General features: G+C 71.3%; 1 protein-coding gene. It reads right to left on the reverse strand.

All coding sequences use genetic code 11. The features are described from left to right. Window positions 1-2: 2 nt before the first annotated feature. Entirely contained in the window at window positions 3-13,355 is a 13,353-nt protein-coding gene (locus AB5I40_RS02280; RefSeq protein WP_370936747.1) for an amino acid adenylation domain-containing protein, read from the reverse strand. Window positions 13,356-13,455: the final 100 nt, after the last annotated feature.

A 13,455-nucleotide genomic window follows, 5' to 3' on the forward strand; every position in this document is an offset into this window, starting at 1 on the left:
CGTCACGACAACCCCAGCCGGGACAGCGGCGCGTCGGGCGTGTCGACGGCCGCGGTGAGCAGCGTCCGCAGCTTGTCGAGCAGCCCGGCGGCGGTGGCACGGTCGAACAGGTCGCTGGAGTAGTGCAGGTAGGCGTCCAGTTCGTTCGTCCGGGCCTCCTGGAACTCCAGGTACAGGTCGTGGTCGTGCGAGTCGGTGCCGATGGCGACTGGACGTTCGTCGCCCCGGTTCGCGCCGACCGGCAGGTCCTGCAGAGCTAGCTGAACCTGGAACAACGGATGTCGGTCCGGTGTCCGCGCGTCCAGTTCCGCCACCAGCCGGTCGAAGGGCACGTCCTGGTTGGCGTACGCGGTCAGGTCCACCTCGCGCACCCGCGCCACCAGCTCCCGGAACGACGGGTCTCCGGCGGTGTCCGTGCGCAGCACCAGGCAGTCGGCGAAACAGCCGACGAGATCGTCCAGTTCAGGACGCGGACGGCCGGCGATCGGCGTGCCCAGCGGCAGGTCAGTGGCACCGCTGAGACCGGTGAGGAGAGCGGCGAGACCGGCGTGCAGCACCATGAACAGGCTCGCCGCGCATTCCCGGGCCACCGCGGTCAGGCCGTCACGCAGGTCGGCGTCGAAGCGGCCGAGCACGGTCCCGCCTCGCCCGGTCCGGATGGCCGGTCGCGGCCGGTCGGCGGGGAGCGGGATTTCCGCGGGCAGCCCGGCGAGCGTGGATCGCCAGTGGTCGAGCTGCTCCTCGACGCGCAGATCGCGTTGCCACACCGCGTAATCAGCGTAACGGACCGGAAGCGCCGACCACGTGGGTCGAGCGCCTGTGCGCCGAGCGGAGTAGGCCTGACGGAAGTCGCGGGACAGCACGTCCAGCGACCAGCCGTCGGCCGCGACATGCGGGAGCACGAGGAGCAGAATCGGCTCCGCACCAATGACCAGGTAAACGTGCAGCGGAGGCTCACGCGTGAGGTCGAACGGTTCGGCCGCTGCCTCGGACAGCACTCGATCCAAGTCGCCGGCGGTCAGCCGACGCACCTCAGGCGGCGACGGAGCCAGAATGCGTTGATACGGCTGGCCTTCGTGCACGTCGTAGACCGTCCGCAGCGATTCGTGCCGCGCGACGAGATCGGTCAGCGCGGCGGTCAGCGCGGGCTCGTCCAGCTTCGGCAGCCGCAGGGCGAGCGGAAGCACCGTCGTGGCCGTCGGCCCGTGCAGCTGATCCCGTGCCCAGAACCGGAACTGACTGTGCGACAACGGGATCCGATCTGGAAGCTGTCGACGCTCCAGCGGTGCCGACACTGCGGGCCGAGCCTGCTCCACCCGTGCGGCGAGCCCGGCGGCGGTCGGATGATCGAACAGCTCACGGACGGCGAGTTCGACGCCGAGCAGGTCCCGGATCCGGGCGACCGCCCGCATCGCCAGCAGCGAATGCCCGCCCAGCGCAAGGAAATCCTCGTCGACACCGACCGACGGCAGGTCGAGTGTGTCGGCGAATACCTCGCAGAGCATCCGCTCGTGCGGGGTGCGCGGAGCCCGACTCGCTACCGGAAGTGCCTGCTGGGGCGTGCTCGGCCTCGGCAGCGCCGCGCGGTCGATTTTCCCATTGGCCGTACGCGGAATCTGCGCCATCACCAGCAACGTGGCCGGCACGAGATGGACCGGCAGCCGCGCCGCGAGCCCGGCCCGCACCGCAGCGGGATCGACCGCGGCGCCGGGCGCGGGCACGAGATAGCCGAGCAGCCGCCCGTCGTCCGGCACGACGACGGCCTGCCCGACGTCCGGGTGATCGGTCAAGGCAGCCTCGACTTCGCCCAGCTCGATCCGGATCCCGTTGACCTTGACCTGGTCGTCGACCCGCCCTTCGTAGTGCAGGAGCCCGTCCGCGTCCCAGCGGCCCAGGTCGCCGGTCCGGTACATCCGCGCGCCGGGCGGGCCGAACGGGCACGCGGTGAACCGTTCCGCGGTCAGCCCCGGCCGTCCCAGGTAGCCCCGGGTGAGGCCGGGACCGGCGACGTAGATCTCGCCGACCATGCCCGGGGCCGCCGGAGCGAGCCGCGAATCGAGCACGAACACCTCGGTGTCCCGGATCGGGCGGCCGATCGGCGCGACGGCGCGGCCGGAACCGGGGGAGCAGGGCCACAACGTCACGGTGTCGGCGGCCTCGGCCGGGCCGTAGGTGTTCACCATCCGGCGGCCGTGTGCCCACGTCTCGATCAGCGTGTCCGGACAGGCCTCGCCGCCGACCACGAGCGTGCGCACCCGAGGCAGGCTCTCCGCCGGGACAGTCGCCAGCACCGCCGGAGCGAGCTGCACATGCGTGACCTGGTGTTCAGTGATCCACTCGGCCAACGAAGGCCCTTCCAGGATGACATCCGGGCCCGGCAGCACCAGGTGCGCGCCGGACAGCAACGCCGTGCACAGCTCGGAAATCGCCGCGTCGAAGCTCGGCGACGACAACTGGGAGACGGTCGAGTCCGCGTCGACAGCGAACCCGTCGATCTGCGCGGCAGCCATGCTCACGACCGCCGCATGCGGGACCGACACCGCCTTCGGAGTCCCGGTCGAACCTGAGGTGAACAGCACGAACGCGGGGTTGAGCGGCCGGAGTTCGACCTCCGGTGCCGTTTCCGGTTGGCTGGCAAGGGCGGTGCGGGGATCGGCCAGGTTGAGGTGCGGCGTGTCCAGCTCCTCGTGTGCCAGGGTCAGCACCGGCTGCGCGTCGGCGAGCATGAACCGGATCCGCTCGGCCGGGTAAGCCGTGTCCACCGGCAGCACTGCTGCTCCGGACTTGAGCACCGCCACGATCGCCAGCGCATGATCGGCTCCCCGCGGCACCGCGACGGCGACGACGCGCTCCGGCCCCGCGCCGTGGGCGATCAGCAGGTGCGCGAGCCGGTTGGCCGCGGCGTCGAACTCCGCGTAGGTGTAGGAAACCCGCGCATCGGAGACGGCGGGCTGATCCGCGTAGCGCGCGGCGATCTGGCCGAACCACTCCGCGACGGTCCGCGTAGGCCGCAGGATCCGATCGGGTTCGGCCGCGATCGTCAGCAGGATCTGGCGGAAGCGCGCGGCCAGCTCGGTCGCGGTCGCCGGGTCGACCACATCCGGTCGGTAAGCCAGCCGGACGCCGAGTTCCGCGCCGGGACGGACGGTCAGGTCGAGCGGATAGTGCGTCGACTCCCGCCCGCTGACCCCAGTGAAGAGAGCGCCGGGAAGTTCCTTGGCGCCGGCGTAGTTCTCCACGACGGTGGCGGTGTCGAACAGCTCGCCGTGCCCGGCGAGGCGCAGGATCTCCGCGAGGTCGAGGTACTGGTGCTCGAACAGCTCGGCCTGTTCCCGCTGGAGCCGCCGCACGAACTCGGCGAGCGGCTCGTCGGCGGCCAGCCGGACGCGCACGGGGAGCGTGTTGATCAGCAGGCCGATCAGCTCGCTCGCCGCGGGCAGGTCCGGCGGACGCCCGGACATGGTGGTGCCGAACACGACGTCCGCGCGACCGGTGTGCTCGCTGAGCAGAATCGCCCAGGCAGCTTGGACGGCCGTGTTCAGCGTGACGCCGAGCTTCCGCAGCCGCGCCGACAACCTCGCATAGTCCTCAGTGGACAGTGCGGTCGTGAGCTCGACCGGATCAGCGGTCGCGCGGCGGTCGGCGATCAGCGTTGGACCGGTGAGGCCGTCGAGGGAAGACCGCCACGCCTCGACGGCCGCCTCGCGGTCGCGTTCGCCGAGCCAATCGAAGTAGTCGCGCAGTTCCACCACCGATGCTTGCCGGTTTCCGGCGTATGCGCGGCGAATCTCGTCCAGCAGGAGCGGAATCGACCATCCGTCAAGCAGGACGTGGTGATAGGTGAGCACCAGCCGGTTCTGCCCGCCGGGCGACCGCACCAGCAGCGCCCGCAGCAGTGGCGGCTTGGTGAGGTCGAACGGCCGGGCAGCCTCCACCGTGCCATCGCTCCACTCCAGCTCCGCCGTCGCCGGAATCACCGCGACTGGCTCGCCGGAACTGACCGTCGGGAATGCCGCGCGCAGGTGCGGATGCCGCTCCAGCACCGAGACCACCGCCGCCCGCAGCCGTGAAGCATCCACCTCGCCGGTGAGATCGAGGCTGAGCTGCAGGCGATAGCGGTCAGCGTCGGCCCCGTCGAGGTTGGCGTGGAACACGAAGCCGCGTTGCAAGGGCGTGAGCGGGAGAACGTCGACGAAGCCGGGGTACTCCGCCGCGATTCGGTCCACATCGGACTGACGCAGCGGCGTCAGCGGGAAGTCGGACGGCGTGTGCCCGCCAGCGCCGGGAGTCCGGGAGTGGTCGGCCAACGCGGTCACGGCCCAGGTCCAGCTCTCCGCGAGATCCCGGACGTCCTCTTCGGACAGCAGCGCCGGGGCACAGGTCCAGGTCGCGCCGAGGACGGGGCCGTCGGGGCTTTCGGTGACGTGGGCATCGACGAGCAGAGGATGCCCCAGCGGCTGCCGGTTGCCGGAACCGCCGGTGATGACCTCGGCGGTCAGCGCGCTGTAGTCGGTCACCGGAGCCCAGTCGGCTTCGGCGGACGGGGTGAACCGGCCGAGGTAGTTGAACGCGATCTGGGCGGCGGGGGCGGCGGCGAGGCTGTCCGCGGTGTCCGGGTTGAGGTAGCGGAGCAGTCCGTAGCCGATGCCCTGACCTGGTGCGGAGCGGACCTGCTCCTTGACCCGTCGCAGACACGCGCCCGCGTCGGCGCCGCCGGACCAGACGTCGTCCCACCGGAGCGGGCCGGGGTCGAGACGCACCGGACGCATGCTGGTGAACCAGCCGACGGTGCGGGTCAGGTCGATCGCCTCGTCGAGGTCCGCGCGGCCGTGCCCCTCGACGTCCACCCGGAATGCGGCGCGCGGCAGGCCGTTGCGCTCCCGCCAATCGGCGACCGCGATTGCCAACGCGGTGAGCAGGACGTCCTCCGCCGAGGCGTGGAAGGCAGCGCACACCGAGCCGAGCACGGCGCGGGTGGTGTCCACGGGCAGGGAGACGGTGTGGTGGGTCGCGGTGCCGAAGGTGTCTCGTTCGCGATGCAGGCTTCCCGTGGTGATCGCCGCGCCGGTGTTCGCGACGACCGAGTTCCAGTACGGCAGCTCCGCCATCCTCCGCTTGGACCGGGCTTCCTCGTGCAGCCGGGTAGCCCAGGCGCGGAAGGACGTGGGCACGGGCGGCAACGGGGTGTCCGGGGCCTCGCAGGCGGCGGCGAGATCCGACAGGAGGATCGGCCAGGAGACGATGTCGACGGCCAGGTGGTGCACGATCAGCAGCAGCCTGCCTCGGCGGTCACGCCCGGCGTCGAACCAGACCGCACGGACGATCACTCCCTGCTCCGGCGCGAGTGATGCGCCGGCTGCGGCGGCTTCTGTCTGGATAAGCGCGTCGGTGTTCGGGCCGGTGGCATCGACCCGGCGAAGGCAGTTCTCCGCGCTCGCCTGGATCTCGATCGTCCCGCGCACCCACCGCATCCGCAGCATGTCGTGTCGCGTGAGGACCTGCTTCAGCGCGCTCGCCAGCCGAGCCTCGGTCAGTCCGGCGGGGGTGTGCACGAACGCCGACTGGCTGAACCGGTCGATGTCGCCGCCGGTCTCGGTCAGCCAGTGCATCACCGGCGTCAGCGGCACCTCCCTGCCGCCAAGCTCGACGTCGGCCCGGACCCGCGCCACCGCGGCGAGCCCGGCGGGACTGCCGTGCCGGAACACCTCCCGCAGCGTGAATCCGAGACCGGCGGCCTGCGCCCGCGCCACCAGCTGGATCGCGGAAATGCTGTCCCCGCCCAGATCGAGGAACCCGTCGTCGGCGCCGACGCCGGTCATGCCGAGCACCGAGCCGAAGATCCGGCACAACGTCTCTTCCCGCGCGTTGGCCGGGCGACGGGATTCGGGGCGGTTCGGGCGGGGGAGCGCGGCACGGTCGACCTTGCCGTTGGCCAGCCGGGGCAGCTCGCCGAGCCCGACGACCGCACCCGGCACCACGGCTTGCGGCAGCATCCGGCCGAGATGTTCCCGAACGTCCGCCGCGTCGATTTCCGGGACCACGTAAGCGATCAGGCGCTTCTCGACGGTGATCACCACGGCTTGCTCTACGGCCGGATGCGTCAGAAGAGCCCCTTCGATCTCGCCCGGCTCCACCCGGACGCCGTTGATCTTCAGCTGCCCGTCGGTACGGCCGTCGTAGTGCAGCGTGCCCTCGGAATCCCAGTGCGCGAGGTCGCCGGTCCGGTACATGCGCGCGCCCGGCGGACCGTACGGGCAAGCCGTGAAGCGTTCGGCAGTCAGGGCAGGCCGGTCGCCGTAACCACGGGCGAGACAGTCTCCGGCCAGGTACAGCTCCCCGGTGATTCCCGGCGGGAGCGGGCGCAGCGCCGAGTCCAGCACCAGCACGCGCACTCCCGGCATCGGCTCGCCGATCGCGGCGACGGCCGTGTCGGAGGGCTCGCAGTCCCACAGGGTCGCCCAGATCGTCGCCTCGGTCGGACCGTAGGCGTTGACGACCGTGCGGCCTTCGCCCCATCGCTGCGCCAGTTCGCCGGGACACGCCTCGCCGCCGACGATCACCGTGGTCAGCCCGACAGCGGATTCGGGCGGAATCGTGCCCAGGACCGTCGGCACGAGCTGCGCGTGGCTGACTTCCGCCTCGCTCAGCCAATCGCCGAGTCCGGCCCCGGCGCGCGGCACGCTGGGATCCGGGATCACCACGGTCGCGCCCGCGGCCAGCGGTGCGAACAGCTCCGCCACCGAGATGTCGAACGCCGCCGACGTGGTGTGCGCCATCCGTGCGCCTCGATCGAGGCGGTAGCCGGTCACGAAGGCAGCGACGGCGTTCGCGACCGCGGCACGCGTGGTGACGACCGCCTTCGGCGTGCCGGTCGAACCCGACGTGTAGAAGAGAAAAGCCGGATGCTGCGGCATCGCGCGTTCAACGGGCCGGGTGTCGGGTTGGTCGATCGTGGTGGGCAGGACGAGGTGCGGGCCGGGTACGCCGTTGAGGGTCGCCGCGGTTCCGAGCGTCAGCAGCGGGCGGGAGTCTTCCACCATGAACTGTCGGCGCTGCGGGGGATGGTTCAGGTCGAGCGGCAACGCGGCCGCGCCTGCGCGAGTGATCGCGAGGAGCGCCGTCAGATACGAAGCGGACGGCGGGATCGCCACCGCGACTGTCCTTTCCGGACCCGCGCCGTGCTCGATCAGCAAGTGCGCCAACCGGTTCGCCGCCGCGTCGAGTTCGCGGTAGGTGAGCTGGCCCGCCGCGTCCTGTACCGCGATCCGGTCCGTGCCAGCCGAGATCGGATCGAACGCCCGTGCTCCCGAAGCTGCACCGACGCCGGTGGCGAGCAATGCCCGGGCACGGTCGTCGGTCAGCAGCCGGATCGCCCCCGTCGGTTGCGCGGGCTCCTTAGCGATCGCCGTCAGCAGGCTGAGGAAGCTCTCGGCGACCTCCGCCGCGGTGTCCGCGCTGAGCACGTCCGGCCGGTAAGCGAGTTCGACCGTCAGCTCGCGGCCGGGAATCACGTAGAGGTAGAGCGAGTAATGCGTCGACTCCTGCCTGCCGAACCCGGTGACCGCCAGTTCGCCGGTACGGCCGAGCCCGCCCATGTCCGGGTAGCTCTCGACCACGGTCGCGGTGTCGAACAGCACCCCGTGCCCGGCCGCGCGCTGGATGTCGGCGAGACCGAGATACTGGTGCTCCAGCAGATCCGCCTGCTGATCCTGGACCTGCCGCAACAGCCCGGCCAGCGGCTCGTGCGGCGAACACCGCACCCGGACCGGGATCGTGTTGATCAGCAGCCCCACCATCCGGTCCGCGTGCTCCAGGTCCGCCGGACGCCCGGAAACGGTCGTCCCGAACACGACGTCGTTTCTGCCGGTGAGCCTGCCGAGCAGAACCGCCCACGCCGACTGCACCGCGGCGTTGAGCGTCAGGTCCAGCCCGCGCAGCCGCTCCCGGAGCGCGTCGAAGACCTCCGCCCGCAACCTGGCGCTGACGAGCTCCGGCCGGACAGCGCGCGAGCGCGGCGGGGCCACGAGAGTCGGCCCGTCGAGATCCCGCAACGTCTGCGCCCACGCCTTGGCGGCGACCGCGTGGTCCTGTTCCGCCAGCCAGCGCAGGTAATCGCGGTGGTCCGCGGCGGGAGGCAACTTCGCACCGGTGGCCAGCGCGAGCAGTTCGCGGATGACGATGGGTGTCGACCAGCCGTCCAGCAGCACGTGGTGCAGCGTCAGCAGCAGCCGCGACCGGCCTTCGCCCAGCTTCACCAGCGCGGCCCGCAGCAGCGGCGGACGGGCAAGGTCGAACGGCGCCTGCAGCTCCTCGGCGGAGATCCGCTCGTGTTCTGCCGAGGAAACCTCGCGCCACTGCGGCGGCCGGTGCGCCGGGATCACCTGGACCAGGCGACCGTCGCCGGTGGCCGGAAAAGCCGCGCCGAGGTTCGGGTAGCGGCGGACCAGCGCGTCGAGTGCGGTCTGCAGGCGGTCCGGATCGAGGTCGCCGTCCACGTCGAGTGCCAGCTGGACCCGGTAGTTCTCGTCGCTGTCGTAGCTGCCGTGGAACACCAGACCTTGCTGCAGCGGCGTCAGCGGCAGGACGTCGATCAGGCTTGGGTAGTCGCGGAGCAGATCGTCGACCTCGGGCTGGTTGAGCTGCGCCAGCGGGAAGTCGGCGGGCGTGCGGCGGTCGCCGGCCAGCCGCGCGAGCCGGGCCGGGGTGCGGCGCAGGAACAGTTCGTGCGGCGTGAAGCGGACCCCCTTCGCCTGCGCCCGGCCGACCAGCGTGATCGCGAGCAGGCTGTCCCCGCCGAGGGCGAAAAAGCTGTCGTCGACGCCGACCTCGGCGAGCCCGAGCACCTCGGCGAACACCTGGCAGAGCAGTTGCTCTGTGGAGGTCGTCGCGCGCTTCGTGGTCGTCGCGGACCGGGCTGGGGCCGGTAGCGCGGCGAGGTCGGTCTTGCCGTTACGGGTAGTCGGGATCTGTTCCAGGACAACGAGGTCAGCCGGGACGAACGCGCCGGGCAGGGTCGCGGCGAGCCCGGTCAGCACGCCCTCGACGTCCACTGTGGACGCTGGAGCGGGCACGACGTAGCCGACGAGGCGCCGCCGGCCCGGCTCGTCCTCCCGTACGACGACCGCCGCACGACCGATCGCCGGATCCGCACGCAGGGTCGCTTCGACCTCGGCGGGCTCGATCCGCACGCCGTGAATCTTGACCTGCTCGTCAGCGCGCCCGCAGAAGTGCAGGATGCCGTCGGCGTCCTCGCGGACCAGGTCTCCGGTCCGGTACATCCGCGCGCCCGGCGGGCCGAACGGAGACGCTACGAACCGCATTGCCGACAACTCCGGACGGCCGGTGTAGCCACGGGCGAGCCCCGTCCCGGTCAGGTACAACTCGCCGGGTTCGCCCGGCTCGACCGGACGCAGCCGCGTGTCGAGCACGTGCGCGGCGATACCCGGCAACGGACGGCCGATCGGGGTTGTCGCCGTCGTCGCGCGACCGGGCCGGTGCCGCCACAGCGTCGCGACCACCGTGGTTTCCGTGGGCCCGTAGGTATTCCAGATCTCCCGGTCCGGCCCGGCGAGCCGGTCGAGCAGATCCGCCGGACACGACTCGCCGCCGAAAATCAGCAGCCGCACCGACTCGAGGTCCTGTGCCGTCCACGCAGCGGCGAGGGCGGGAACCGTCGAGACCACGCTGATCCCGCGCTCCCGCAGCCACGGCCCCTCGACCGTCTCCCGGGCCGCCGGGACCAGGCACGCGCCGCTGCGCCACGCCAGCCAGATCTCCTCGCAGGATCCGTCGAAGGCGACCGACAGCCCGGCGAGAACCCGATCGCCCGGCCCGAGCGGCTGACCAGCGCAGAACAGCCGTGCCTCGCTGTCCACAAAGGACACCGCAGCCGAATGCGGGACCGCTGCCCCCTTCGGCCGCCCGGTGGAGCCGGAAGTGAAGATCACCCAAGCCTCGCCGTCGGCCCGACTCCTGGCCGCGGAGCGCGCCTCGACCCGGCTGCCTTGCCGCACGACAGCTTTCACGCCAGCCTCGGCGAAGACCCGCTCGACGCGCTGGTCCGGGTCGTCGGCATCCACCGGGACATAGGCCGCCCCGGCGAGGAGCACGCCGAGGATCGCGACGTACAGCTCAGCCGTGCCGGAGGGAACCCGCACCCCGACCCGATCACCCGCGCCGACCCCGTGCCCGCGCAGCCGCTCGGCCAGCGCGCCAGCATGCTCAGCGAGTGCGGAGTAGCTCAGCACCGTGGTTCCGTCGTCGAGCGCCGCAGCATCCGAATGCCGCCGCACGGTCTCGGCGAAAACGTCCGCCAACGTCCGTTCCACGACGCGGGAAACCTCGCGCGCCAGCTTCTCCGGCGGCTTCTCGGCCATGGCAGCGGCGATCCGGGCCGGGGTCCGCCGCCGGAACACGTCCCGAGGCGAGAACGCCAGACCCGCCTTGCGCGCGCGGTTCACCAGCCGGATCGAGGACATGCTGTCGCCGCCCAGCGCGAAAAAGCTGTCCTCCGCCCCGGCGTCGGCCAGCCCGAGCACCTCGGCGAACAACCGGCAGATCAGCCCGACCGTGCCGGACACCTTTCCGCGCGGAGCGGCAGGCACCGCAGGCGCGGGCAACGCGCTCCGGTCGAGCTTGCCGTTGCGGGTGAACGGAATCGACTCCAGCACGACCAACGCGCCCGGTACCAACCCGCTGGGCAGACGGCGCGCGAGGTCTGCCAGCGCCGCGTCCGTGTCCACAGCGGACCCGGTCACGTACCCGACGAGCCGTCCTTCGCGGAGCACGACGACCGCGTGCCCGACGTCCGGCCGCGCGAGCAGAGCGGCCTCGATCTCGCCCGGCTCGACCCGGATCCCGTTCACCTTGACCTGGTCGTCGGCGCGGCCCCGGAACTCCAGCAGCCCGTCGTAGCCCCACCTCGCGAGGTCGCCGCTGCGGTACATCCGCGCACCCGGCGGCCCGAACGGACACGCCACGAACCTCTCCGCCGACCGGTCCGGCTGGCCCAGATAACCCCGGGCGACGCCGGAACCCGCGAGATACAGCTCCCCGGTCACGCCCGGCGGCACCGGCTTGAGCGCCGCGTCCAGCACGTACACTTGCGCACCCCGATGCGGGTGGCCGATCGGCACGGTCGGTGTCTCGATGCCGGGCTCGAAGTCCCAGAGTGTCGCGCTGACGGTTGCCTCGGTCGGGCCGTAAGCATTAACCACCCGGCGTCCGTCCCCGTGCCACCTCGCGGCCAGGTCCGTCGAGCATGCCTCGCTGCCGACGAACACCGTCCGGACGCTGCGGAGCGATCCCTGCGGGAGGCTGGCGAGAACCGTCGGAGTGAGCAGTAGCTCGGTGACGGCCTGATCGTCCAGCCACGTCGCCAAGTCCTCGCCGGCGGTCGGAGGCTCGGGGATCACCAGCGTCGCCCCGGCGACCAGCGCAGCGCCGATCTCGGCCACGGAGGCATCGAAGGCCGCCGAGGCGAGTTGCGCGATCCGCGACTCGCCGGTCAGTCCCAGCCGCTCCGCCCAGGTCGCCGCCAGCCGTGCCCACGACCCGCGCGCGACCACGACGCCCTTCGGTTCGCCGGTCGAACCCGAGGTGTGCAGCAGATAGGCGGCGTTGTCCGGAAGCGCCTGACCGACCACCGCCGACGTAGGCAGGCCGTCCAGCGCGTCCAGCACGACGGGGTCGCTTCCCGGCGGCAGCAGGTCCACTGTGGACGACGTGGCCAAGACCGCCGTGGTGTTCGCCATCAGGGTCGCGATCCGCGCCGGCGGGGTGGCGGCGTCAATCGGGGCGAACGCGGCTCCAGCGCGAAGCACTGCCAGCACAGCGGTCAGGTAGGCAGCCGAACGCGGCGCGACGATCGCCACGACGTGCTCTGGACCGATCCCGCGCGCGGCCAACACTTCGGCCAGGTGCTCGACACGTTCGTGCAGTTCGGCGTAGGACAACGTGGCGTCGGCAGCCTCCACCGCCGGGCGCTGTGGCGCGTGCTCGGCGTGGCGGGCGAGCAGATCGGGCAACTGTTCTGGCGTAGCCGAGGGTTCGCCGGTGCTCCAGGCCAGCACCTCCGCCAGCTCATCGTCGACGTGCACGGGCAGGTCGCGCAGCCGCGTCTCCGGCGCGTCCAGGGCCGCGGTCAGCAAGCCGAGATACCGCCGGGTCAACGCCTCGGCGCTGGGGCGCTGGAACAGATCCGTCCGATACAGCAACCATCCGTCCACAGTGGACAGCTCAAGGGCGAGATCGGCGCGGGCCCACCCGTTGTGAATCGACTCGTGTCCCGACGACGGCACGTAGTTGAACGCGACCCGGGACAGCCGCCCGAACCGGTCCGCGGCGCCGGCGCTGAACTTCTCGGCGATCTCCTGGAACGAAATCCCCTTGTGCCGCAACCCGTCGAAGAGCGCGTCCCGCACCCGCGAGACCGCTTCGGCGAAGGTCAGCTCGGCAGGCAGTGCGACCCGCACGATGACCGTGTCGATGAACATCCCGATCACCGACCTCGTCTGCCGGTCCCGGCTGGAGGTCGGCACCGCGATGGCCACGTCCGCGCTGCCCGACATCCGCGCCAGCAGCACGTGATGCGCGGCCAGCAGCACCATGAACGCCGTCGCGCGAAGGCCGCGCCCGACTGCCGTCACGCGGTCGATGAACCCCTCTGGCAGGCGAAACGGCACCGCCGCAGCCTCGTGTCCTGGGACGGTGGGCCGGGGCAGATCCGTGGGCAGGAAGTCCGGCAGTTCGGCGAGCTGATCGCGCCAATACGCCAGCCGCCGCTCCTGATCCCCGGGAGCGGAGCGCTGCTGCACCGAGTAGTCGGCGTACTGCGTCGCCAGTTCGGGCAACTCCGCCGGTCGCCCAGCCGCCGACGCCGCGCACAATTCGTCCAGCTCGGCCTGTAACAGCACACTCGACGCCGCATCGAACACCGCATGGTGCACCACGAACAGCAGCCAGTAGTCCTCGTCGGACAGCCGCACGCACACCGCACGCCACAGCGGCGCGCGATACAGGGGGAGTGGTCGAAGACTCAGCTCTCGCAGCAACTCGCGCGCAGCCGCCTCGGCCTCGGCGCGCCCGCGCAGGTCGACGTGCTCGACGTCGAGGGCAACCTCGTCATGGATCGTCTGGTGCAGTACGCCGTGTTCGTCAGCGGACAGCGACGTGCGCAAGGCTTCGTGCCGGGCGGTCACGGTCGCGAGCAGTTCTTCGATGTTTTCCGGCGGCAATGCGACCGGCGGCAACGTCATTGCCGCCGAGATGTTGTACGCCGGGGAATTCGGTTCGAATTGGCTGGCGAACCAGATCCGTTCCTGTTCGCAAGAGGCGGGACAGATCCGTTCGGCCATGAGCAACTCCCGAAGCCAGCGAGCCCGAGCGGGGCCGAGATGTGCCCGCATTGTTTCGGCGGCGGCCAGGTCCGGTCAAGTTCTGACCAGCTGCGACGCG

Source organism: Amycolatopsis sp. cg13 (genome assembly GCF_041346965.1).
In the GTDB taxonomy this organism is placed as follows: Bacteria; Actinomycetota; Actinomycetes; order Mycobacteriales; family Pseudonocardiaceae; genus Amycolatopsis.

Bases quoted from the DNA above. Each gene is read 5' to 3' on its own strand.
- AB5I40_RS02280 (WP_370936747.1), bottom strand. From the start codon at position 13,355: ATGGCCGAACGGATCTGTCCCGCCTCTTGCGAACAGGAACGGATCTGG.